At 40.0% G+C, this 24,128-nt stretch carries 22 protein-coding genes and 1 rRNA gene; 3 read left to right on the top strand and 20 right to left on the bottom strand.

Annotation, left to right across the window (positions count from 1 at the left end; genetic code table 11):
* The 12 genes from V6C17_RS11105 to panC form a co-directional block, all read right to left on the bottom strand.
* Positions 1 to 334 (bottom strand): 16S ribosomal RNA (locus V6C17_RS11105); the annotation flags it as partial.
* Positions 335 to 803: 469 nt separating this feature from the next.
* Complete coding sequence (lysS, locus tag V6C17_RS11110; protein ID WP_333522648.1) at positions 804 to 2,294, bottom strand: lysine--tRNA ligase; 1,491 nt, start codon at positions 2,292 to 2,294, stop codon at positions 804 to 806.
* A gap of 30 nt (positions 2,295 to 2,324) precedes the next feature.
* Positions 2,325 to 2,804, bottom strand: coding sequence for a transcription elongation factor GreA (greA, locus tag V6C17_RS11115; protein WP_333522649.1), 480 nt, complete (start codon positions 2,802 to 2,804; stop codon positions 2,325 to 2,327).
* 359 nt (positions 2,805 to 3,163) lie between these two features.
* On the bottom strand, positions 3,164 to 4,258 hold the full coding sequence (locus V6C17_RS11120) for a saccharopine dehydrogenase NADP-binding domain-containing protein (protein ID WP_333522650.1): 1,095 nt from the start codon (positions 4,256 to 4,258) through the stop codon (positions 3,164 to 3,166).
* Between the two features lie 16 nt (positions 4,259 to 4,274).
* Positions 4,275 to 5,183 carry a quinate 5-dehydrogenase gene (locus V6C17_RS11125; protein ID WP_333522651.1) on the bottom strand — a complete coding sequence of 303 codons (909 nt, stop codon included), beginning with the start codon at positions 5,181 to 5,183 and terminating at the stop codon, positions 4,275 to 4,277.
* 45 nt (positions 5,184 to 5,228) lie between these two features.
* Positions 5,229 to 5,750 (bottom strand): transcriptional regulator, encoded by a 522-nt coding sequence (locus V6C17_RS11130; protein ID WP_333522652.1) that lies wholly within the window; start codon positions 5,748 to 5,750, stop codon positions 5,229 to 5,231.
* A gap of 191 nt (positions 5,751 to 5,941) precedes the next feature.
* Positions 5,942 to 6,907, bottom strand: a complete 966-nt coding sequence (locus V6C17_RS11135) for a hypothetical protein (protein ID WP_333522653.1) — start codon at positions 6,905 to 6,907, stop codon at positions 5,942 to 5,944.
* 35 nt (positions 6,908 to 6,942) lie between these two features.
* Positions 6,943 to 7,920, bottom strand: coding sequence for a tRNA dihydrouridine synthase DusB (gene dusB / locus V6C17_RS11140; protein WP_333522654.1), 978 nt, complete (start codon positions 7,918 to 7,920; stop codon positions 6,943 to 6,945).
* 258 nt (positions 7,921 to 8,178) lie between these two features.
* A complete protein-coding gene (locus V6C17_RS11145) occupies positions 8,179 to 8,943 on the bottom strand; it encodes a type III pantothenate kinase (protein ID WP_333522655.1) in 765 nt (254 codons plus the stop codon).
* Positions 8,944 to 8,979: 36 nt separating this feature from the next.
* Positions 8,980 to 9,960, bottom strand: a complete 981-nt coding sequence (locus V6C17_RS11150) for a biotin--[acetyl-CoA-carboxylase] ligase (protein ID WP_333522656.1) — start codon at positions 9,958 to 9,960, stop codon at positions 8,980 to 8,982.
* Positions 9,961 to 10,178: 218 nt separating this feature from the next.
* Entirely contained in the window at positions 10,179 to 10,562 is a 384-nt protein-coding gene (gene panD / locus V6C17_RS11155; RefSeq protein ID WP_333522657.1) for an aspartate 1-decarboxylase, read from the bottom strand.
* A gap of 3 nt (positions 10,563 to 10,565) precedes the next feature.
* On the bottom strand, positions 10,566 to 11,420 hold the full coding sequence (panC, locus tag V6C17_RS11160) for a pantoate--beta-alanine ligase (RefSeq protein WP_333522658.1): 855 nt from the start codon (positions 11,418 to 11,420) through the stop codon (positions 10,566 to 10,568).
* Positions 11,421 to 11,702: 282 nt separating this feature from the next.
* Here panC and V6C17_RS11165 point away from each other — a divergent pair, with 282 nt between their 5' ends.
* The 3 genes from V6C17_RS11165 (at position 11,703) to V6C17_RS11175 (ending at position 14,509) form a co-directional block, all read left to right on the top strand.
* Positions 11,703 to 12,374, top strand: a complete 672-nt coding sequence (locus V6C17_RS11165; protein ID WP_333522659.1) for a response regulator transcription factor — start codon at positions 11,703 to 11,705, stop codon at positions 12,372 to 12,374.
* Complete coding sequence (locus tag V6C17_RS11170) at positions 12,371 to 13,783, top strand: sensor histidine kinase (RefSeq protein WP_333522660.1); 1,413 nt, start codon at positions 12,371 to 12,373, stop codon at positions 13,781 to 13,783. Before V6C17_RS11165 ends, V6C17_RS11170 begins: the two co-directional genes overlap by 4 nt.
* Before the next feature lie 72 nt (positions 13,784 to 13,855).
* A complete protein-coding gene (locus V6C17_RS11175) occupies positions 13,856 to 14,509 on the top strand; it encodes a hypothetical protein (protein WP_333522661.1) in 654 nt (217 codons plus the stop codon).
* 29 nt (positions 14,510 to 14,538) lie between these two features.
* Here the strand turns inward: V6C17_RS11175 and V6C17_RS11180 are convergent, their stop codons facing one another.
* The 8 genes from V6C17_RS11180 to spoIIE all read right to left on the bottom strand — a co-directional run bounded on the left by V6C17_RS11180 (position 14,539) and on the right by spoIIE (position 23,986).
* Complete coding sequence (locus tag V6C17_RS11180) at positions 14,539 to 14,823, bottom strand: hypothetical protein (protein WP_333522662.1); 285 nt, start codon at positions 14,821 to 14,823, stop codon at positions 14,539 to 14,541.
* A gap of 162 nt (positions 14,824 to 14,985) precedes the next feature.
* Entirely contained in the window at positions 14,986 to 15,981 is a 996-nt protein-coding gene (locus V6C17_RS11185; protein ID WP_333522663.1) for an asparaginase, read from the bottom strand.
* Positions 15,982 to 16,130: 149 nt separating this feature from the next.
* Positions 16,131 to 18,026 carry an ATP-dependent zinc metalloprotease FtsH gene (gene ftsH, locus V6C17_RS11190; protein WP_333522664.1) on the bottom strand — a complete coding sequence of 632 codons (1,896 nt, stop codon included), beginning with the start codon at positions 18,024 to 18,026 and terminating at the stop codon, positions 16,131 to 16,133.
* 107 nt (positions 18,027 to 18,133) lie between these two features.
* The gene (gene hpt / locus V6C17_RS11195; protein WP_333522665.1) at positions 18,134 to 18,670 is read right to left on the bottom strand and encodes a hypoxanthine phosphoribosyltransferase; all 537 of its coding nucleotides are present in this window, start codon (positions 18,668 to 18,670) and stop codon (positions 18,134 to 18,136) included.
* Positions 18,663 to 20,057, bottom strand: a complete 1,395-nt coding sequence (gene tilS / locus V6C17_RS11200; RefSeq protein ID WP_333522666.1) for a tRNA lysidine(34) synthetase TilS — start codon at positions 20,055 to 20,057, stop codon at positions 18,663 to 18,665. The genes hpt and tilS overlap by 8 nt, the downstream gene beginning before the upstream one ends.
* Positions 20,041 to 20,502, bottom strand: coding sequence for a threonine/serine exporter family protein (locus tag V6C17_RS11205; RefSeq protein ID WP_333522782.1), 462 nt, complete (start codon positions 20,500 to 20,502; stop codon positions 20,041 to 20,043). The genes tilS and V6C17_RS11205 overlap by 17 nt, the downstream gene beginning before the upstream one ends.
* Before the next feature lie 23 nt (positions 20,503 to 20,525).
* A complete protein-coding gene (locus V6C17_RS11210; RefSeq protein ID WP_333522667.1) occupies positions 20,526 to 21,287 on the bottom strand; it encodes a threonine/serine exporter family protein in 762 nt (253 codons plus the stop codon).
* 251 nt (positions 21,288 to 21,538) lie between these two features.
* On the bottom strand, positions 21,539 to 23,986 hold the full coding sequence (gene spoIIE / locus V6C17_RS11215) for a stage II sporulation protein E (RefSeq protein ID WP_333522668.1): 2,448 nt from the start codon (positions 23,984 to 23,986) through the stop codon (positions 21,539 to 21,541).
* Positions 23,987 to 24,128 lie beyond the last annotated feature (142 nt).

Below are 24,128 nucleotides of genomic sequence, written 5' to 3' on the forward strand. Positions count from 1 at the left end.
TCAGAGGCCACCTTTAGTATCATACCCATGCGGATTCAATACAACATTCGGTATTAGCGTCCCTTTCGGAACGTTGTCCCCATCTAGAAGGCAGGTTGTCTACGCGTTACTCACCCGTTCGCCACTAGGTACCGCCCAGCACTTAGTGTTCTTATTTTGTAGGTGTTGGCACTTTGGGAGGGCGTAATGAGCTCACTATCGTTCGCTCATATGCGCCGGCAAAGTTACTCACCGTTTACAAAAACACTTAGTGCTGGACGTTACCCCGTTCGACTTGCATGTGTTAGGCACGCCGCCAGCGTTCGTCCTGAGCCAGGATCAAACTCTCCATAAAATTTATTTATGAAGAACCTTGATGGCTCTTTATAATTCGAAATTGCTTTTGTTAATTCGTTTGCACGATTAACGTTTTGTGCTCAATGAGCACCGCACATCTGGCATTAATTCTTCTTACATTGTTTAGTTTTCAGGGAACACTTCGCAGTTTGTACTGCGTTGCTGCCATCTGACAGCTTATCTATATTAACACAACTCGTTTGTCATGTCAATATTTTATTTTCGTATCTTGTGTCACTACTTTTGGCATATTTTGCCTTGTTCATCAGCGACTTATTTATATTAACATAATCTACGCACTGATGTCAACAACCACATATTGGAGAATTGATCTACACCAATTAAAGCGACTTCGATATATTAGCATATCACGAGAATAGTGTCAATATCTATATGTTAGTGTTAGTTGTAAGCTACAATAACAGTAAGAATAAAAAAAGCTGCGAGCATGCTCGCAGCTTAATGGTTTAATCCTTATGTCTCATATGTGGAAATAGTAATACATCTCTTATCGAGTAGCTATCTGTCAACAGCATAACTAAACGGTCAATACCAATACCCAAACCACCTGTTGGCGGAAGTCCGTATTCTAGAGCAGTAATATAATCCTTATCCATCATTTGCGCTTCATCATCGCCGGCCTCACGTTGTGCAACCTGGGCCAAGAAGCGGCCTTCCTGATCTATTGGGTCGTTTAGCTCAGAGAATCCATTTGCCATTTCACGAGCAAAGATAAAAGCTTCAAATCGATCAGTAATATCAGGATTTTCCTTATTGCGTTTTGCTAGCGGTGAAATTTCTGTTGGATGACCTGTAATAAATGTTGGCTGTATTAAATGTTCTTCAACCTTATCTTCAAAGATATTATTTAATATACCGCCAATACCATCTTTTTTCTCATATTTAACGTCAAGACGATCAGCAATCTTTTTTGCTTCATCGAGTGTTTTGACAGTAGTAAAATCAACCCCAGTATATTTTTGAACTGCCTCAGTCATACTCATGCGATTCCATGGTGGAGCCAGTTCAATTTCTTGCCCTTGATAGGAAATTTTAGTTGTACCAAGCACTTCTTTGGCAATAGTTGATATAATTTCTTCGGTTAACTTCATTACATCATTATAGTCCGCAAAAGCTTGATAAAGTTCAACCATAGTAAACTCAGGATTGTGCCGTATTGAAATGCCTTCATTGCGGAAAGAGCGATTAACTTCATAGACTTTTTCGAAACCGCCAACAATAAGGCGTTTTAGATAAAGTTCAGGTGCTATCCTCAGATATAAGTTCATATCAAGAGCATTATGATGAGTAATAAACGGGCGAGCAGATGCTCCTCCGGCTATTGGATGCATCATTGGCGTTTCTACTTCTAAGAATCCTTCACAATCTAAAAACTGACGTAAGGCTTTAACAATCTTGCTGCGAAGCACAAATGTATTACGAACGTCTGGGTTAACAATTAAATCAAGATACCTTTGTCGGTAGCGGGTCTCAACATCTTTGAGTCCATGCCATTTTTCTGGGAGTGGGCGCAACGATTTAGCTTGAATCTCAAAACTAGTTGCTTTTACACTAATCTCGCCTTTTTGGGTTCTAAACACAACACCCTCAACGCCAATAATATCACCAATATCTAGTAAATGAAATCTTCCGTAACTTTCTTCACCTAAAACATCCTGACGAAAATATAATTGTATTTTACCAGACATGTCCATCAAGTGAATGAAGCTTGCTTTTCCATGACCGCGAACAGCCATGATCCGTCCAGCAAGTTTTACTGTTTGTCCCTCTAGTGTCTCAAAGCCTTCAAGTATATCTGAAGCATGATGAGTAACGTTATATTTACGACCAAACGGCTCAATTCCTTGAGCCGCTATAGCCGACATCTTTTCTCGTCTAACCTGCATTAACTCGTTAAGTTCTTCGCGCTGAAGTTCTTGCTCATTTACTTCTGTCATAATAAAAAAAATCTCCCCCAATAAGGTTCCTTACTGTCGTGTAATTTCTAAAACTTCATATTTTAAAATACCCGCAGGAACATTTACTTCTACAACACTGCCAACTTTTTGCCCAATAATGGCCTGACCAACTGGCGATTCATTTGAAATTTTAAATTCAGTAGGATCGGCTTCCGCTGAACCTACAATTGTATACTGAAGATCTTCATCAAACTCTAAATCTTTAAGTTTTACAGTGCATCCAAGGCTGACCACATCTGTTCCGATATCGCCTTCATCGATGATTTTGCTGTTGCGAAGCATCTTTTCAAGGGTCATAATTTCCCCTTCAATAAATGCCTGCTCATTTTTAGCATCCTCATATTCGGAGTTTTCACTAATGTCACCGAACTCAATAGCTTGTTTAATACGCTCTGCGACGTCAGTACGGCGGACTGTTTTAAGATGCTCCAGCTTGGTCTCTAGTTTTTTTAAACCTTCTAAAGTAAGCATAATCTGCTTTTCTGCCATTTAATTGCTCTCCTTTTTGCGCGTTAATCTGTACTATTGTATTCTGAAAAACCTACTAATGACAGTAATTCCACCGAAAAATCAGCCTAATAGACAATATAAATAGTGCCAAGTATAACTTGACACTTTTTATACTATCGGAAAAATAACTTTCCTACAGTATAAGAACATAAGCCTTCTCGAGGGAAAGCTATGTATTGCTAATCCTAAGGAAAGTATACTTTCCTATGTCGGATAGTTAAACACCCGCGCATTGTTCCAATCGTCAATAGCAGCCGTGTTTGCTCTATATGTAGATGTTATTCCTTCCTTACTTATTGCAATATTATATGTTTAAAAATGACTTTTGTCAATAATTTCTAGCTGATACTTCTCTGCTTGGCTTCAGTAGCTGCCGCCGCATTCTTTTTGATAGATTCTACTTCTTCATATGTTAACGCACGTTCAAAACTGCGCAAACCAGAAAGCTTAAATCCATGTTTCTTTGCTAGTTGAGCTATAGTGTCAATTTGCTTAACCGTTAAATTGCGTCCAAGTGTGAAGTTTTCATATCTTTTCTCTAAAGCTAGAATCATAGTCTCGGCCATACAAGCATATGCAGTACCAGTTGGAAATCCAAAATTTAAGCCAAAGTTTATATCTCCTGGCACTTCAACAACCCCGCCTTCTATGACCAAAACATCATTACGCATCTCGGCAACACTCCGCGATACATTACGCGGACGGGATACATCACAAACAATTGCTCCTGGCTTTAGATCTTCAGGCTCTATAATACTGTCAACTGCGCTAGTTACAGCTATTATTATATCAGCTGCTTTTATAGCAGATTTAGTATTTGCCGTGACTCTCACGGCTAAACCTGTAGAACGCAAAATTTGTTCAGCAATTTTTTCCAATTTAGCTTCACTACGTGCTGCTAAAGTAAGGTAGCGCACTTCCTGAGCCAGCATTTGCGCGCATGCAGCACCTATAGAACCTGTAGCTCCAAGCACTAAAATATTGGCTCGCTCAAGCTCGATCCCCATTACCTTAGCTGCTTCTCTAGTTCCCTCGAGTGCAGTAGCTACTGTATAACTGTTACCTGTAGTTACTGCAATATTTAAATTTTTTGCAATTGTTATGCCGGCATCGCCTACGACAGAAGTAAAAGCACCCAGACCGACTATACCTGCACCAAGTTTTTCAGCCATCTTACCGGCTTTAATAATTTTATTAATAACATACTGTTCGGGAAGTTCCATCATTTGCTTAGATGTGAGCGGACAACCAATAAACCATCCTTCACCTTGTGCTTGAGTAGATTCTAATCCAGTTATATGTGAAACCTTTACTGGAGGTATATACTTCATAATCCCTTCAAGAAAGCCATCGGACAAATTCTGAGCGATGGGAAATTTACGAGCAAAGTCTTTCGCTGTCAGCGGGTGTACAATAAACGCGAACTTTTCCAAATATGTAATCCCCCTTTCACCGAGCCAAATTAGTAATTCGCGGCTCAATGCCTATCTGATCTAATAGTATTCCATAATCCTGTGCAGTAAGCTGCTCAGGTTTTTTCCCTGATACTGCGACAAGTATTGCTTCAATTGTATTTGTACCAAAAGAACGCCCTCCCATATCGGGAGTAGAAGTTACAAGAGTAGCAACTCCCCGTTCTCGCAGCAGCTCTTGATCTTCTTTAGTTACAGTATTAGTAATAATAATTTTATCCGTTAGCCTATATGGCATATTGCGACGAATAAAGTGAAAGTCGCCAGCAATAATATCCGCTGCTTCAAAATATTCAGTAAATCTAGGCTTAATCATTGTCTGTTGTTTACCAGTCGGATAGAACCAGCTAATTGGTAATTTCGTTACCACGGGAGCAATAATCCTTGCCAACCGCGCAAGCCCAGATAAGCTTCGGATTGGAAAGTCTATTCCTAAGCCGAACATTAGATCACCAAATACTATATTACTATCAGCTTCAACTAGCGCTTCTGCTAAGCCAAATCTATCTACAGCACAGACAACTAAAACTGACCTATTTTTAAATTGTATACCTTGATTTAATTCTAAATGTTTTACAACGCGTCGTTCAAGCGTATTTTTGAGTCCACTACCATCAACTATTGGAGTATATTGGGCTGCAGATGCTATTTGAACCGATTCACGAAATGTATACCGCTTATTGCCAGCATAAATATATAAATCCGTCCCTCCTAAACCAAAAGCATCAACTTTTCCATCCATCTCCTTAATAATTTCTATGGCCTTTAGCTTATTTCCGTCGGTACCGATACGCTCAATACAAAAAGTTTGCCCTGCAATTGTCTCAATTGCCTGGTGATTGCGTTTAGATGAACCTAGACTTATACTTACAACTCGTTTCATCATTGCTCCCTCGGAAGTCATTGATTGTTTAGAACATCTATTATTTTGTCAAAAACGCAGTTGGCTAATAATATTTAATAATTTTTTTGGATCTACATATTTATCTTCGGCAATTGGAGACTCGCCAATTTCTATTCCAATTACCTCTTTATCCAGTAATGCTTCCATTAACTTAATTCGCATATTAGAGCCCAGCATGATGACAACATCATACTGTCTAAGCCTAGCGACAATTTCCATAATATTATTAAATAATTGAACGCCTGATTTTGCTTCAACATAATCCCAGCGTTCGTTTTCTGACATCAATAGACTATAGTCCACTCCCTGTTGCCGTGCAACCTGTGCCAATTCTTCGCAATTTTTTATAGGAAAGCCGACTAATGCTACTTTTCCGCCTTTACGCACTTCACCTAAGGTTTCAAGTTTAGAAATTACTGTTCTATCCAGTCCAACCTTATTAGCGACCTCCTGTTGTGATAAACCTTGACTTCTTAGTTCTAAGGCTGAGTCTATCACCTGGTAAATCTTCTGCCGGTTGATAATTTTTTCACCAATCCTCAGCAGCATGTGCTCTCATCTCCCACAATATTATAAACATTAGCCAATTAGCATTTTCTAACCTTAGTATATGTACACAAGGTTGTGTACATACATGCATATACATATTTTAGCATTAAAAGTGGAAATTCACAAATGTATGGCTAATAATTGCTAACTGAGTTATATATAGGTAATTTAAGAATACAAAAAGAAAAGGCTTACCCCCAAGGTTCAAAGGGGAATCGCCCAATTACCTTTTTGTATATGTCCAACTTAAGCAGAGTGTCATCATGACTCATTCCCTTTTTTAGTCCCTGCATCACTCTGAGTCCTGAATTCATAGTTAACCCTAAATCATCAGTCAATTGTGACATAGTAGCTCGACGAGCCTGGGTTAGCGCCTGATTAAGATTGTTTCCAGCCTGAATATTATCTGCAAATTCTTTAGCCAAATAAAATTGAGCTAAATTTGTCATTGGATTACCACATGAACCACTGGCTGTTTGCCCTAAAACCTCAGGCAACGTGTATTTGATACTCAATTCAACGGTTTTTTTAAGCTCAGTAGTTTCCTGAGCCATTGCTTCAATAAGTGTCCGAGGGGTGCACAAACAGCAAGATTTTAATGCTCTTATTATTGCATGCTCTATTGTATGGGCTTGTTCCTGTGTGACTAGACGCCCTAAATTTCCAGTCATACTTACTCTTTGACCTGTTTTTAAATCTACACCATAAATAGTCACAGGTATATCTGAATTACCACGAAATTCTGTATATCCTCCCTCAGGCTGCCATCCGGCCCCTGATATAACAGGATATTCCTTACGCATTTCCTTAAAGTTAAGACGCTCAACACTTTTAGACATTAGATAACTTGAAGTTGAATTTAATGAGTGCCAGCGGGCGTGTTCTCGCCCCTCTAACGTAACAACAAGTACAGAAATCTGACTGCCATGCTCATCAGCAGCCACTTCTTCGGTAATATTTACAATTCGTGCAATTACCCCTACGGGATATAGGTTTTCGTCGTTTATATTCCAAGGGCAAGCCAAAATATCTTGGCCAATTCCAACCTCGTTCAGTTGCCTTCCCCCATGATCCAAAAGAAACATACCAGTAATTCGCCCGCCTTGTGGTCGTGGCAAAATACCATTAGCCACAGGTAAAACCAGCATTGAGAGCATGAAAACACTTCCCGTTCGCTACCGCTTACATCAGCCTAATCACACTGCCCGATAAGCGATGGTATTTGATGTAATATATCAATAAAGTCCTGTTTTGATTCAGCTTGGTTAAACTTTAGCCTTAACTCAGCAGAATGAGGCATTCCTTTAGTATACCAAGCTGCATGACGACGCATTTCTCTAGTACCAATATATTCACCCTTATAAGCCACTAGCATATCTAAATGTCTAAGTAATATATCCACTCGTTCGCTCATTGTTGGCGCAGGTAGTAGTTCACCATTTAAAAGATAATTGGAGACTTGTTGGAATATCCAGGGATTGCCTTGACTTCCACGCCCTATCATTATGCCATCACAGTTAGTTTCAGTCAACATTTGGACTGCATCTATTGGTGATCGTATATCACCATTCCCTATAACAGGTATTCTAACATTATCTTTAACTTGTTTAATAATGTTCCAATCTGCACTACCAGTATAAAACTGCTCTCGAGTTCGACCATGAACAGCAACTGCCGATACTCCAGCTTGTTCAGCTAGTTTTGCCATTTGAACTGCGTTAACAGACTTATCATCCCAGCCTTTTCGCACCTTTACTGTTACTGGCAAACTTACGGCGTTAACAACACTAGTCATAATTTCAAATGCTAAATCAGGGGTACGCATTAAGGCCGAACCTTCTCCATTTTTAACAATCTTTGGTGTCGGACACCCCATATTTATATCAATGATATCTGCCGCTCCTGATTTTTCAACTATTTGAGCAGCCTTTGCCATACTATCAGGCTCAGAGCCAAAAATTTGAACTGCAACAGGTCTTTCTCTTTCATCGCTCTTAAGCATTTCTAAGGTATGACAATTTTGGTATATCAGTCCCTTGTCACTCACCATCTCTGAATAAACCAACCCACAGCCCATTTCTTTAGCCAAAAGTCGAAACGGCAAATCCGTTACACCAGCCATAGGGGCCAATATTACGGGATTGGCTAGTTCAATATTGCCGATCTTCATACAATCGCTCCTTAAACCATAATAAATCTATTTTATCCGCAAAATATATCCTTGAAACAAAAATCAATACGATTATTAACCGCAGAGTACGCGGAGGTCGCAGAGGGCACGCGGAGTAATTTATTAGGATTTAATACGCGATAATATCGCGTTCGTTCCCTCCGTAACCCCTCTGCGTACTCTGTGTACTCTGCGGTTCAATCCGTTCCCCTTACACACAAAAATTAACGGCGCGACTGTTAATCGCGCCGATTGTTACTATGAATTGCGTTCATAGAGAATGCGTAAACCTTCTAAAGTAAGGAAGTGTTCGACCACATCGATAGTGCGGGATTGCTGTGCTATCAAATTAGCCAAACCGCCAGTCGCAACTACTTTAGCATCAGTACCAAGTTCTTCTTTCATCCGGCGGACAATCTCATCAACTTGTCCAGTAAAACCAAAAATAATACCGGATTGCATGCTAGCTACAGTATTACGGCATATAACAGTTTTTGGCCTAACTAGCTCAATTCTCGGCAATTTTGCAGCTCGTTGAAATAAAGCTTCGGTCGAAATTCCAATACCTGGTGAAATTGCACCACCTAAGTAGTCACCATTAGCAGATATAGCACAGAATGTGGTCGCAGTTCCAAAATCTACAATGATTAAAGGTCCTCCATAACGTGCAAGAGCAGCGACTGCATTTACTATACGGTCAGCTCCTACTTCGCGTGGATTTTCATATTTTATGCAAATACCTGTTTTTATTCCAGGTCCGACTACCAACGGATCAACATTAAAATATCGCTGACACATTTTCGACAGAGGCACAACCAATGGCGGCACAACTGAAGAAATAATAACAGCATTTATATCTTTAATACTTAAACCGTGAAATGTAAATAAGTTGTTAATAAGCATACCATATTCATCGCCTGTTTTTTGCCTATCGGTCGAAATTCGCCAGTGCATTAAAAGTGTGTCACCTTCGTATGCACCAAGCACAATATTGGTATTGCCAATATCAAAAACTAAAAGCATTATTAGTCCCCCAAATAAAAGTTTAGCTTATTTTGATTAGCTAGTCTGTTTGGGACGAATTGATACATCGCCAGCAATCACTTTTTGTTTGCCGTTCTCAGTTTCAACAAGCAGCGCCCCGTCTTCGTCTATATCTACAGCTACACCGGAAAACTGAGTGTTAATGCCAATTACATTAACAGTCTGTCCAAGTGTTACAGAATACTTACGCCAGTCATCCAGAATTTCTGGGAAACCGTTCTTAATAGCACTCATATATAGCTCTTCTAACTGAGATAGAATTTCCTGCAATAACTTAACACGAGAAATCGGCTCACCAACAATCACTCGCAGTGATGTAGCTATATCCTTCAGCTCATCTGGGAATTCGTTTTCTGTAATATTAACATTGATCCCCATTCCGATGACAATATGATTAATAGCATCCATTTCAGCACTCATTTCAGTTAGAATGCCTACTAGCTTCTTGCCATCATAAAGTATATCATTAGGCCATTTAATACCGCAGTTAACATTTGTTACTTGACGAATCGCTTTAGCAATTGCGACTGCTGCCAGTAACGTGCATTTGGGAGCATCTTGTGGGTTAAATGGCGGTCTTAAAATTATCGACATCCAAATACCTAAGTTCTCCGGTGAAAACCAACCCCGTGATAACCTTCCGCGACCGCCGTTTTGCTCCTCTGAGATAACCACAGTTCCCTCAGCAGCACCAGCAGCAGCAATTTTTTTGGCCTCATTATTTGTTGAATCTATCTGATTGAAGTAATGTATTTTGCAGCCGATAAACTTGGTCTTAAGTCCAGTACTAACTTCATCAGGCAGAAGTAAATCAGGTGCTTGCCTGAAGCAATATCCACGCCTTGAGTGAGCCTCTATTGCGTAACCACCCTGCTTTAGTTCCTGCATATGTTTCCAAACTGCTGTTCTAGAGACATCAAGTTGTTTAGCAATTTCTTCACCTGATAAATACTCTCCCGAGCGCTGCCGCAGTAAATTTAAAATACTAGAACGCACTATAGGATTCCTCCTAGTTAATAGTAACTGTACACCTCTAGATAAAGTGAGTCTTAATTCAGGTGGATTTTATCCTATCTGGATTATTGTCATCGAACCGCTCGCCTGTGCCCTTTAGGTATACTCCCGCTTGTAGAAGTCGGGATTATTAGATTAGCTTAGTCCTCAGATAAAAAGAATATCTACCTAATCATAATCATCAGGGCAAATTCTGTCAATCAGCGAATTTCACCATGCTGTTCGGCTGCCTTGATATCTTCGATTTTATTGTTATCATTTAAAAATACTACAGTTGGTTTAAAATCCTTGGCTTCTTTATCTTCCATCATTGCATAAGTTATAATAATTACCTTATCGCCGGGCTGCACTAATCGTGCTGCCGCACCATTTAAACAAATTACTCCTGTACCTCTTTCACCAGGTATTACATAAGTTTCAAGCCTTGCACCATTATTATTATTAACAACTTGAACCTTTTCACCTATAAAAATATCAGCTGCATCCATCAGGTCTTCATCAATCGTAATACTGCCGACATAGTTAAGGCAGGCTTCGGTTACGGTAGCCCTGTGAAGTTTTGATTTAAACATTGTGCGAAACATATATTATCCCTCCCATACCATATTATCGATTAATCTAGTCTTTCCGATTTTAACAGCAAGAGCAATTAAAACAGGCTTCTCAATATTTATAACATCCGCTAATGTAACAGCATCATTAATAGCGATATAATCAATTTTAGCTAGTGGCTCATCGCTAATTAATTTAGTCATTGCTGAACGGATAATATCTGCATTTCTCTCACCTTCAGCTAACAACGTGGAAGCGAGTTTTAGAGATTTGCTTAAAATTAATGCCGCTTGGCGTTCATCTTTGCTTAAAAAAACATTTCTTGACGATAGCGCTAAACCATCACTTTCTCTTACAATAGGTACTGCCACTACTTTAACATTAATATTTAAATCGTTAACCATTTGCTTTATTACTGCAACCTGCTGTGCATCCTTTTGTCCAAAATAAGCAACATCTGGTTCAACTATATTAAAAAGTTTATTAACAACTGTTGTAACACCCCTGAAATGACCTGGACGGGAAGCACCGCATAAACCCTCAGTGAGCTCGCTCACATCCACAACAGTAAGCAAGTTACTATGACCATTTGGATACATCTCTTCAATCTCGGGAGCAAATACAATATCCACCCCAACACTTTCAGCCATAGCACTATCTCTAGCCAAATCGCGAGGATAAACAGCAAAATCCTCAGTGGGACCAAATTGCAGCGGATTTACAAATATACTTACTACTACAATATCTTGTTCCTGTTTGGCCTGGCGCATAAGTGACAGGTGACCTTCATGCAGATATCCCATTGTTGGTACAAAACCAACTGTATTGCCTGCAAGCTTTAACTGTCGAATTACATCCTTTAATTGGTCCACTTTATTTACAATTCTCATAAAGCCCCTCCTAATTACTTAATCAATGCCTGCCAAATACGCCTGGTAAACCTAAAAAATAAAGGCCATTCCCTAATGATAACAGCAAGGAATGGCCTGTAGTATTAAAACTGCTTGCCTAATTCCGTCTCAGCCTCAAGGATCTAAGCGGCGTATTTCATTTTATGTTTTCAACAAAATCTGGTGCAGCTCAAAGAGATACCGCCCAAAATATAGCTTGTCGCCACGAAATATGATAGCATGTTTAATAATGGTGAGCAATATACGGAGGTTGAAAATAAAATGAAAATTTTAGTAGCTGACGATGAACCAAGTATACTTGAGGTTGTAAAATTGTATTTGGAAAACGAAGGCTTTATAGTTTTCTCGGCAAATGACGGTGAACAAGCTCTTGCAATCGAAACAAAAGAGCGGCCCGATTTGTTGGTTTTGGATATTATGCTGCCTAAAATTTCAGGCTGGGATATTTGTCGTTCAATAGAACGCACTGTTCCTATTATATTTCTTACTGCCAAAACATCTGAGAGTGACAAAATCACCGGGTTTTCACTTGGTGCTGATGACTATATAACTAAACCCTTTAGTCCAAGAGAGCTTGTTGCTCGAATTAAAGCAGTATTGCGCAGAAGCGGTCTGCTTGACGAAACGGGTTCAAGCTTAAAGTTGCCTGGTCTTATCATTAACATTATTCACCAAACAGTTGAACTTAGCGGAAAACAGGTCAATTTACCTCCCAAAGAATACGAATTACTTACGTTTTTAGCACGCCATCCAAAAGTTGTGTTCTCACGTGACCAACTGCTAACTAACGTCTGGGGATATGAGTTTGATGGAGATGATCGCACTGTTGATGCTACCATAAAACGTTTGCGCCAAAAAATAGTAAGTAACAATTTTAACTATATACATACTGTATGGGGAATAGGTTATAAATTTGAGGTTATAGGAAAATGATACGTTCTATTTTTAGTAAACTAATGCTTTCTCAATTAATAGTCATTTTAGTTTGCACCTTAACTTTAGGGCTATTTATGTCTTATTTTATAAAAGAACATGTAATAAACACAAAACGAGAAGAGCTTGTAAGCAAAGGACTTACAATAATATCTCTACTTGAGAGTAGCGGGCAAGGCGGACGAACTCTTGGTCCGGCCCTGCCGCAAATTGGGGAACTAGCTGGTGCAACGATTTGGCTTGCAGACAAAAATGGTACGCTTGTTGATGGCAGCCCCCCGCCTCGTTGGCGGCGCCCATTTCCTGAACAAAGAGAAGAAATTGGCGCCCTTTTTGAAGGCACCCCCCAAACATGGACTAGGACTGGCCGCAAACAAATAGATCCCTCACTGGTTGTAGCACTACCGCTAACTAATACTCCTATTCCAACCGCTTTGTTTTTGTATACACCCATAGTTGGTATTACCAAAACAGTCGATTCGATCGAACAAATTCTGACTTATTCGATACTGCTGGGAATATTTATTGCTGTAACTTTAGGATTAGGAATATCCCGCAGCATTACACGACCGATTTCAAATATGAGTAGAACTGCCAAATTATTTGCTATGGGTGAATATTCTGCTCGTACTACAGCAACAGGTAGTGACGAGGTTGGGGCGTTGGGGAAAACCTTAAATACTATGGCGGAATCACTAGCAAATGCAGAACGTAATCGTCGTGAATTCCTTGCCAATGTAACCCATGAACTTAAAACTCCCGTTACCTCAATTCAAGCTTTAGCAGAGATTATACTGGACGGATTAGCTGTCCAACCCGACCAGCAACGCCGATATCTTACAACGATTGTTACTGAATCACAACGAATTACCCGTCTTATCGACGATTTACTTGATTTAGCTCAGCTAGAATCTGGTAAGGTTTCGATAAAATATACTTCTGTGTCTCTTATCGATATTCTCACTTTTGAAAAGGACAAGTTTAGCCCACAATTATTAGAAAAAAACCTCGAACTTAAATTCAATTTACCGCTGCAGTTGCCATTGATTTCTACCGATTCTGATAGACTGCAGCAAGTACTGTCTAATCTAATTAGTAATGCAATCAGGCACTCCCCTGAAAATTCTGCGATCACGATAGCTGTTGAGATACATAAGGATAAAATATTAATTGCAGTCATTGATATGGGAAATGGTATTCCCCTCAAAGATATCCCTCATATATGGGAAAGATTTTATTGTGTTGATAAATCCCGAGCTCGGAGCTCAGGCGGGACTGGACTTGGATTGGCAATCACACAAAAGCTTGTCCATACATTAGGCGGCGAAATCAATGTTTTAAGCAAGGCAGGCTCAGGAACGACATTTAGTTTTTCATTACCTTTAAAACCAGAGGAAAAAAAAGGTTGAATGTCATATTGCTGTCATAATCTCTGCTTATAATTAAATCAAGATTTTAAAATTATTTGCGGAGGGTTAACCATGAACTTCACTAAGAAGAGTATTGCTGCACTTATTATCGGCGTTTTTATATTAGGCGGGGCAGTTGCACCTTTTATCATTAAGGCAGTAACTGCAAACCGCTCATCAATTGATTATCGGCAAATCGATCCTGCTAAGGCAGCGGAGCAACTTTCTGATCGTTTAAATATAGACAAAGATATAATCCTAAAACACCATTCTCTAGGTCTTAGCTTTAAGGATATAACAAAAGCTGCTTATATAGCTGCTGCGGCTGACCAATCAATAGACTACGTGATAAACCAAAAAAATTCCAACAATACTTGGCAAGACGTCGCGGCAAGCATGAATATAAGCAAAGAACAAATTAAAACAGTCAAACAGACAATGATCGCCAATCGTCTTCAAACAACGCTCGGGTTTGATAAACAAACAACGTTACCTCTGATTCAACAAGGGTATCACTCTCGCCATGTGGCCATGGCTGGACTGCTAGCCAATGATTCGGGAAAGTCAATTAACGATATTGTAATTATGAAAACAAAAAATAATAACTGGACTGATGTGGGTGCAAAGTTAGGGATTGATACTTCAATTATCGAAAAACATAAGCAAGAATTAAACGAAATATTCCCAATGCATAAAAGTCGTTATGCAAAAGACAAGACAAAATAAGAAGATGGAGAGCCTTGTGGCTCTCCTTTTTACTCGACTAAAATACCTTGTGCAAGCAACGAATTGTCACTTTCCCAGGTTTCTACTATTGCCAAGGCAGTCCGGTAGTCAAATCCCATACCAAGCAGATAGCTTATCATCGCAGTTTCAATTATTACATGCCGAGTATTAGTGGCGTTTAACTCTTTTAACCCATGTGCAATTGCGGGCTGCAGTTGACAGAGAAAGTAACATGCATTCATAGTTTGAGCTCCGGGAACGACTGTTATGACTGGGGCTTGGCGTTTTCCGCCATTCTTACTAAATATAGCCACACTCCCACTCCTCTAATAGGTATTTCAATTTATCCTATGCATAATCATTATATTATGTGAACATATTATTCTGTTATTTATAAGTGGATAGAAGAGTTAACTATAAATAGAAATCTTTCTTTCAAAAGAAAAATCCGAGTCAGCTAAGCTGACTCGGATTTTTTAAAATGTTGTTTCAATTGTGCCAATTATATCTCCCCGGTGATTCTTAAGGATGGGTGGAAATTTTGCGATAAGCTCATCATATTCAGCTGTTGTAATTAAATCCAATTTCTTTAGTATTCCAATTATGACTGGATTAATTGCCCGATGTCCGCCATCTTCGATTTTAAAAGTAATTCCAATACCGTCTGGCACAGACGCTAAACAGTAAACAGCTTCTGCTCCAACTTTTGCTAAAATGCGTCCTTTAGTAAGATTCATTAGTACTGTATCAATACGGCCAGTACCAGCCACAACCTGTGGGTATTCTAGCATAGCATTACGAATTGTGGTTATAGCTTCTTCATCTTCTCCCCAATTACCACTTTCGGGTTTAACTAACCGAGCATAAGCCAAAGCCATATTGTAGATTGGCAAATAGAATACTGGTACACCACATCCATCTATGCCAATTTCCAGTTTTTCAGGAGATAAACAGGCACTTGCTGCGACTGCTTGATGCATAATCTTTTGAACTTGATGTTCATCTTCTGTATACCCCTCAACTGGCAATCCAAGCATTTGGCATAAAGCCAGCATTGCAGAATGCTTTCCCGAACAAGGATTATGGACTGGCTCAGGCTTTTGACCAAGTTTGACCAATTCTCTAGAAGCACGTCCATCCATGGGGCGCGCTGGACCGCACGCTAATACATTTGCTGATAGTCCCACTTTTCCAAGAATACTATTAGTCAATTCTACATGCAGGTTTTCACCGCTATGTGACGATACCATTAAGGCTAATTCTTCACCAGTGATATTATATTGCTGCATACCGCCTTGTTTTACAAAAGGTAATACTTGAAATGGCTTTGCCGCAGATCGCCAAAACATTGCTCTGTGTGCATCACCTATAGCGTCAATAACTTTTCCTTTAACATCAACTACAGCAATATCCCCACGATGAATACTTTCAACCTTACCAGCTCTAGTGTAATTTAATAATATTTCGCTCACTATAATTCCCTCCTGATTAATAAAGAAAACACGGCTTACGCCGAGCCTTAGCGACAGCGGAAGCCGATACTCACGCCTTATGCATGAAAGAAAGCTTTATATTTTATTATCGTATAAAACAAGCCGCTTTCGCGGCTTGTTAGTAGTATTTATTTACGAGAGATGTATACAATTTTAGGTCCAGGACCGTCATCTGCACCAGTCATAGCATTAGTAGGAGGAGGTGTGTCCTCACTTTGCTGTTTAGGCTGAATCTGACCATCTTTCATTAATTGCTCTAATTCTTCAGCTTCAAGGGTTTCTCTCTCGATCAGCGTATTTGCAATAAGGTGTAATTTTTCAATGTTATCCTTAAGCATATTTCGGCACTCGCTATAAGCATCCTCGATAAGACGTCTAACCTCTTTATCAATAGCGTATGCCACTTCTTCGCTATAGTTACGGTCACGCGAAATATCCCGCCCTAAGAATACTTGCTGATCTTGACGTCTGCCAAAGGTGATTGGTCCTAATGCTTCACTCATACCATATTCGGTAATCATTTTACGCACTAGATCTGTCGCTCTTTCCAGGTCATTCTGTGCCCCTGTACTAATTTCAGCTAAAACAACTTCTTCGGCTACTCTTCCGCCTAAAAGCGTTTTAAGCTGATCTAAAAGCTCTGATCTAGTAGCATAGTAGCGATCCTCTTTAGGCAGCATTAGGGTATAGCCGCCTGCTCGACCGCGTGGAATGATCGATACCTTATGTACAGGATCAGTATGAGGCAGAAGCATACCTACAAGTGTATGACCTGCTTCATGGTAGGCAGTAAGTCTTTTTTCTCTATTGCTGATAACTTTACTTTTACGTTCTGGCCCAGCCACTACTCGTTCAATCGATTCTTCCAATTCTGGCATCTCAATACGCTTTTTATTGCGACGAGCAGCTAGTAGGGCTGCTTCATTCACGAGATTGCTCAAATCGGCACCAGTGAAACCAGGTGTACGGCGAGCTAGAACCTCAAGATTAGCTTCCTTATCAACTGGCTTACCACGAGTATGTACTTTAAGTATTTCGGCACGTCCCCTAACATCCGGTTTATCCACCACAATCTGTCTGTCAAAACGTCCTGGGCGAAGCAACGCTGGATCAAGGATATCTGGACGGTTAGTAGCCGCGATGATAATAATACCTTCATTAGCTGCGAATCCATCCATCTCAACCAATAGCTGATTTAGAGTCTGCTCACGTTCATCATGACCGCCGCCAAGACCAGCTCCACGTTGACGACCGACAGCATCAATCTCATCTATAAACACGATACAAGGTGCATTTTTCTTTGCTTGTTCAAATAAATCACGTACTCTGGAGGCACCAACACCGACAAACATTTCCACGAAATCAGAACCGCTTATGCTAAAAAATGGAACTCCAGCTTCGCCAGCAACAGCTTTCGCTAATAATGTCTTACCAGTACCAGGAGGACCAAATAACAATACTCCTTTTGGTATACGAGCGCCGAGGTCATTAAACTTTTTCGGCTGTTTTAAAAACTCAACTACTTCTTGAAGCTCTTGTTTAGCTTCATCAGCGCCTGCTACGTCGGAAAAAGTAATCTTGATTTTATCTTCGCTGTGCAGTTTTGCACGGCTCTTGCCAAAAGACATTACGCGATTTCCGCCGCCTTGCGTTTGCTGCATGATAAAGAACCATACTCCAATTAACAGCAATATTGGCAAGATTGATGAGAAAATTGTAGTCCACCAAGGCGGTTGAGGTGGTTGCTCAGCTTTAATATCAACATTTTTTTCGCGCAGTGTGTTGATGAGAGTGGGGTCATTTGGTGCAATAGTAGTGAATTCAGTTCCATCTTTGAGTTTACCTCGAATGGAATTCTCAACTATAGTTACACGCTCCACCTTCTGTTCTTCCATTTGGTGCAAAAACTGCGTATACGTTATTTCTTGCTTGTTAGTTGTACGCGTCGAATAGTAGTCAATAATGGATATGGCTATTATTATAATGAGCAGATAGAAACTTACATTACGGAAAAATTTGTTCAACAAGTCGCCCTCCTCTCACTGGATCACAAACCGGAAATGATCTCCATAGATGAATATTATACCACTAAATAAAAATTTTAACAATCAAGGTTACTAACTAAATACTATTATTTATATACTTCTGGCTTTAGAATGCCTATAAAGGGCAAGTTACGATACTTTTCCGCATAGTCAAGGCCATATCCTACTACAAAATAGTCTGGTACTGTAAACCCATTATAATCAATTTGCACCTCTGCTTTGCGTCTTTCTGGTTTATTGAGCAGTGTACAAAGTTTGATACTTGCAGGTTTTCGTGATTTAAGGTTTTCTAAAAGGTAGGTAAGTGTCAGACCTGAGTCAATTATATCTTCAACAATCAGTATATGCTTGCCTTCGATATCCTCGTCTAAATCCTTTAGTATACGAACAACGCCGCTCGAGCTTGTTCCTGCACCGTAACTCGAAACCGCCATAAAGTCAATTGCAACAGGGACCTTAATAGCTCTTGTCAAATCAGCCATGAAAATTACTGCACCACGCAGTACTCCTATTGCAAGTATTTCTTTACCAGCATAGTCTGCCGAAATCTGCTCTCCCAGTTCCTTAATTCGCTCCTGCAATTTGTCGGTGCTAATCAAAACGCTTTCAACATCATTAATCATTCTTGTTCCTCCTGGTGTTAAGTGTTAGCTGCAAAAACTGCTGAGTGTTTACTGTAGTTTTCCCCTGCTCAGCTTGTCGATAACCCCCTACCCATAAAATACCTTTATTATCATAAACTATCGGCGTTATATCCCTTTTTTCACGTGGGATTTTTTCATCAATGAAAAAATCCTTCAGTTTTTTGCTGCCCTTCATCCCGACCGGCTGAAAACGGTCACCTTCCACTCTAGTTCTTATATAGATTGGCGGTGATAACTGCTGCAAATCAAATACTGCCGTATTGCTATGTTTTTTTAAGGGCGGGGTATCCAAAACCTCAGCCTCAATTGCTATGTTTAGTTCAGGAATATTAGTCACGCCTGGAATGTCAAGTTTTATCGGTTTTATGTTTGTCTGGTTTTCCAAAGGTTTAACGCCGCGAAGCTCTACCTCATCATAACCGACTTGCACTACCTGCTGTCCTGGTAGTTCCAAAACGCTTCCAACTTGACCTTCTATGACCTTTTCTATAAATTTTTCCACATGGTAAAAGGTTATTCCTCTAGTGTTTCCACGTTTTTTTTCAATTACCATTCGTAAAAGCGCGCGCTGCTGTGCCAAATGCAGACAAGAGAATTGTTTTCTATTTATTAAAACCTTATCTTTATCTTCTTTTATTACTTCCGACCATAGATTTAAGACAGTTTCACGGATAAACTCATGATCAGTTCCCACTATTTCTGCCGTTCGCCATAATGCTTCTCTTATGGAAGAATTATAATTCTGTTCAAGCTCTGGCAGCAGCTTTAACCTAACCTTGTTACGAAGATAATCAGTTTTAAAATTAGAACTGTCTATCCTTGGATTTAGTTGATGCACTAAACAATAATCATCTATGTATTTGCGGTCAACCCCCATTAACGGTCGGATCACGCAGGATTTTGCTGTTTTAATACCACCTAAACCGGTACCTCCGGCTCCTCTAAGCAGATTTATCAGTACAGTCTCGGCTTGATCATCACGCTGATGACCAATGGCAATTTTGTCTGCATTTATATCCTGTGCAACCTGATACAAATAATTGTAGCGCAATTCTCTTGCGGCATCTTGAGGAGATCGCTTGCTTATAGCTATAAATTGGGGTACGTCAATTGCCGTTCGATAGCAATCTACGCCCAACTTATGACACAATGCTTGGACAAAGTCAGCATCCTCTCTAGATTCCTTTCCGCGAAACATATGATCTACGTGAGCAACAGCTACACTAATATTATATTCTGAACGCAACATCCATAGGCTATGCACTAAAACTACCGAATCGGGGCCACCTGAACATGCTGCTAAGATTTTTTCGCCTTTGTTAAGCAGCTTATTCTTATCGATCCAGTCTTTAATTTTTTCCAACATTATGCAATTTACTCTCCGTGATATAGTTTATAAATAACCTGTATATTGTAGAACTTATAAAAATACCAAAAGCGATCGCGCCTGCTGTCAAAACAGTACGCATAAACATAGATACACCCTCAACATATCGTCCCTCAACCATATATAGCATAGTTGTATATGCTTCACCGCCCGGAACTAAGGGAATAAACCCCGGAATAATAAAAATAGCTGCAGGCTTCTTTAGATATCGAGCCAAGGTTTCAGCAGCTAAACCGACTATTACACTGCCAAAAAAATTTGCCATTATCAATCCGCCGCCATACTCCTTAGTTAGCGCTGTTATTCCCCAGGCAGCCATACCAACTATACTTGCATATACTAGCAAACTTCTTGGTATACGATATAAAATTCCAATAGAGGCTGATATAAGAAACACGGCCGCAAATTTAAGAACCACTATCATCACTCTACTTTCTTATCAGGATTTTACCAAGAATGAGTTGCCAATACTATCACAACACCCATTGCTACAGCAACCGATGTTAGGGCTGCTTCAAGCCCTCTTGATAAGCCACTGAGCAAATCACCTGCAATGACATCACGAATAGCGTTCGTAATCGCAACCCCTGGAACAAGTGGCATAATACCGCCGATTATTACAGCATCACGACCTATTGCCGGCAGCATATCATGTAAAATAACGCCGACTAGTGCTGCTACCATTCCTCCTAAAAATTCAAAAGTAAACTGCACCCCGTGCAGACGTGATACGATGTGCGCTAGATACCGTACTGATGCCGCAGCGGCAAATGCACCTAAGGTTTCATAAACGCCGGCATTTTGCAGAACAGCCGTACCCCCGCCGACAAAGCCGGCAGCGATCATTGATGGAGCTAATGAAAATCCCGTTCTTTCGCGCGCAATATGTTTTAGAATTCCATAAGCATCTTTGCGATCAATTCGCCTATCAACAAGCCTACGCGACAACTCATTTACCTTTGCAATTCGGTCAAGGTTAATTGTCCTGTTTTTAACTCGGCGCATTGTAGTTATTGATCGACCACTGTCGTCATTTACAGTTAAAAATACGCCTGTCGGGATTACAAAACTCTCAACCTTAGCGGCCCCGCACGCCTTAGCAACATGAGCCATTGTTTCTTCGACACGATAAGTTTCTGCCCCATTTTTTAAGAGAACTTCCCCTGACAGTATAGCCAACTCCATGATTTCTTCCAGGAGGATTTTCACAATAATCATCCACCTCTAAAGTCCCGAATTATAAAAATATAATTCTGCTATCCTGATAAATATACCTTTCTTTATATTACCAATTAAGGATAAGATAGCCTTTAAACTTTTTATTTATACCATACTTACTCCTAATAAGGCAACCAATTAATCTAATTCTTAAGCATCCTTTTGTTAAAAAGCAAAAATAAAGAAGCATTCTTCTACACATAAAAATGCCTGGCTGAATTCAAGCCAAGCATTTTAGAAAGCTATACTAAACTAGGCTGATCGCCAATTTTTGCAACAAGGACTGTCATATCGTCCCGCACGTAGCCACCAGACATTTTTACTGCTTCTTGTAATATACTGTCTGCCAACTCTTGCGGATTTGTGCTAGATGTTCTTCTTAAGAAATTAGCAACCCAGTTATCTTTTTCTGTGCGTTGTGGAATATCAGCAATACCGTCACTAACCATCACCATTATATCTCCACCTACGAGACTCGCTTTGACAACTTCTATTTCAATTTGATTTATTATCCCCATTGGTAATGACGATGATTTTACTGTTGATACTTCTCTTACCCGCTTCACAAAACTTGGTGCCGAACCAATCTTGAGAAACTCTACTTCTCCTGAATATGTATCTACTATCGCCATATCAACCGTTGCAAAACTTTCTTCGGGAGTCCTCAAAAGCAGCATTGAGTTTACTGTCTTTACAGCTACATCTACATCAAAACCGACTGATAATAATTTCCCTAAAAAGCTGACAGCCATTGTGCTCTCCTTAGCGGCATGACTTCCGCACCCCATCCCGTCACTAAGCATCAAAACCATTTTACCTTTATTTAATGGCATGACAGAACATGTATCGCCACAAACCCCCTGAGCCTCCTTAGCTGCACTGGCTATTCCGGTTTCAACATTAAATCTTTTCGTAACCTGCATACTGAGCTTGCATTTCTGATTCTTGTTACCGCACTCAGCATGTAATGTCATTTTCTCACGCATTACTCCTGCTGCAAGCGGCAAAACTGTATTAACACATTCTCTCATACCACTGCAAGGCTGTTTTCGAGCTTCAATTGTTCCAGACCCCTTAGCTCCTATTACCCGGACATTCTCTAGACAGCAGTCGATAAGCGACGCTCGTTCTTTTAATACTGCCGCTAATTCCCGATCTGACCTAGGAACTTTAATAACTTCTTGGGCAAGATTATTTATAATTGAACCAGCTGCTTTCATCTGCTCTGTTACCAACTGACGATGATCTGCAATTCTCTTTTGCCAAAACGATACAGTTTGATTTTTTTCTATTACGAGGTTAAATACTTCAATCAACTCTCTACGACGCAAGCAGCCTTCTTTTAACGACTCTGGTATGTTATTTACGCTTAGATTATTACTTTCGGCCTGCCCCAGCATTTCCAGCATAGACTGATAAGTGCGGTAGAAATCCTGCTCCCAGCATTTTGACCTCATTTCGCATTTTTCACATACTTGTTCACCCACAGCAGTAAGAACCCTAGCTAACTCTTCGTCTCGTATTTTTTCTTTAGTATCAGCAGCAATTGTTCCAAAAGCACCTGCCAAATCGTTAAACATTTCCGCTATATTACTCATTTTAGCAGCCGCGTCATTAACTTGCGGTATAACTGCAACTGTATCTACTTCTGCTGGGTTCAAGTTTTCCCTAAGTATACTTATTTTTCTTGCTGGGACAGCCATAAACAGCATACAAGCAATTATAGTTTCAGACAAAGCATTAATTAATTCTGTTACCTGATTGAAGCATAAGTTAATGATAATACTTCCTAAAATAAATCCAGCAATCACAACGTATTTACCTAAAGAACGAAATGCCCCGCCCATTGCCCCCGCCACAGCATATAGCGATATAGCTAATGGTACATTGCCATCGGTAAGCCCAATTACAAATCCTACAGCAACCCCTACTGCTGCCCCTAACCCGGCCCCACCCACGAGTGCTAACAGCAGGACTAATAAGCTTCCGCTTATGCTGCGCAGGCTATACTCAAACAGGCTCAAATTGCCAATTCCAGCTATAGCTATCGCTAAAATTGCTATCATGCATACCAAGCTTTCATCAGTTGACCTCTGACTAGCCGCTGCGGTACGTGTTCCGCTTAATAGCAGCGGAACTCCATACATAAAAATATATGCTGAAACCATACATATTGCTGCATTAAATAGAACGGCAACACTATTATAAAGCGTCCCTTGCTCTATGAAGCTCAATATCAATCCACCTGCTGTCACAGTACAAAACATCAGCAGAGGTACTGCCATAAGTTTTCGATTAAGCATATTAAGTTTATCCTGCCAGCGAAAAAACAGTACAGTACTTAATAAGTACACCCACGCCTCACTATAATTACCTGTACTTATTACACCAACAATCGACCATACTGCAACTCCCGGAGCATATCCTTTGCCAGCTTGAGCCGCTGCCGCAAAAAATGCGATACCAAATGGCGAAACTTCGCCAAGGATAGTAAGACGGCTTAGCATAAAAGCTAACATATTTAAAATTAGATTATCGCGGTGTATTAACGGTAGTATTAAATCACGCAACTTTAAAAAGATATTACCTAACGCTAATTTGCGCCGCCGAGGTTTTTGAGATACCACCGGAGGAGTTTTGGGAATATGGAGCGCTTGTTCAGGCAAAGTGACAACTGTTACTTTTGGCATATCATTCACCTCTAGTTTTATCCTTAACGATCAATGTGTGTGTAAATAATTTTACATATAATGGCAATTGATATTTGTCTTAACAAGTCATTACTTTTATAAAAAATACTGACAAATATTTGCAGAGTAATGCAAGAAACAC

Origin of the sequence: Dendrosporobacter sp. 1207_IL3150 (assembly GCF_036763085.1) — a bacterium.
Lineage (GTDB): Bacteria > Bacillota > Negativicutes > DSM-1736 > Dendrosporobacteraceae > JBAIYU01.

What these genes read in the sequence shown, in the direction of transcription:
- V6C17_RS11170 (WP_333522660.1), top strand. Translation starts at nt 12,371, where the DNA reads ATGATACGTTCTATTTTTAGTAAACTAATGCTTTCTCAATTAATAGTC.
- hpt (WP_333522665.1), bottom strand. Translation starts at nt 18,670, where the DNA reads ATGATTAATGATGTTGAAAGCGTTTTGATTAGCACCGACAAATTGCAG.
- greA (WP_333522649.1), bottom strand. Translation starts at nt 2,804, where the DNA reads ATGGCAGAAAAGCAGATTATGCTTACTTTAGAAGGTTTAAAAAAACTA.
- V6C17_RS11125 (WP_333522651.1), bottom strand. Translation starts at nt 5,183, where the DNA reads ATGATGAAACGAGTTGTAAGTATAAGTCTAGGTTCATCTAAACGCAAT.
- panD (WP_333522657.1), bottom strand. Translation starts at nt 10,562, where the DNA reads ATGTTTCGCACAATGTTTAAATCAAAACTTCACAGGGCTACCGTAACC.
- V6C17_RS11205 (WP_333522782.1), bottom strand. Translation starts at nt 20,502, where the DNA reads ATGATAGTGGTTCTTAAATTTGCGGCCGTGTTTCTTATATCAGCCTCT.
- V6C17_RS11145 (WP_333522655.1), bottom strand. Translation starts at nt 8,943, where the DNA reads ATGCTTTTAGTTTTTGATATTGGCAATACCAATATTGTGCTTGGTGCA.
- V6C17_RS11175 (WP_333522661.1), top strand. Translation starts at nt 13,856, where the DNA reads ATGAACTTCACTAAGAAGAGTATTGCTGCACTTATTATCGGCGTTTTT.
- tilS (WP_333522666.1), bottom strand. Translation starts at nt 20,057, where the DNA reads ATGTTGGAAAAAATTAAAGACTGGATCGATAAGAATAAGCTGCTTAAC.
- dusB (WP_333522654.1), bottom strand. Translation starts at nt 7,920, where the DNA reads ATGAAGATCGGCAATATTGAACTAGCCAATCCCGTAATATTGGCCCCT.
- lysS (WP_333522648.1), bottom strand. Translation starts at nt 2,294, where the DNA reads ATGACAGAAGTAAATGAGCAAGAACTTCAGCGCGAAGAACTTAACGAG.
- V6C17_RS11165 (WP_333522659.1), top strand. Translation starts at nt 11,703, where the DNA reads ATGAAAATTTTAGTAGCTGACGATGAACCAAGTATACTTGAGGTTGTA.
- V6C17_RS11135 (WP_333522653.1), bottom strand. Translation starts at nt 6,907, where the DNA reads ATGCTCTCAATGCTGGTTTTACCTGTGGCTAATGGTATTTTGCCACGA.
- panC (WP_333522658.1), bottom strand. Translation starts at nt 11,420, where the DNA reads ATGAGAATTGTAAATAAAGTGGACCAATTAAAGGATGTAATTCGACAG.
- V6C17_RS11130 (WP_333522652.1), bottom strand. Translation starts at nt 5,750, where the DNA reads ATGCTGCTGAGGATTGGTGAAAAAATTATCAACCGGCAGAAGATTTAC.
- spoIIE (WP_333522668.1), bottom strand. Translation starts at nt 23,986, where the DNA reads ATGCCAAAAGTAACAGTTGTCACTTTGCCTGAACAAGCGCTCCATATT.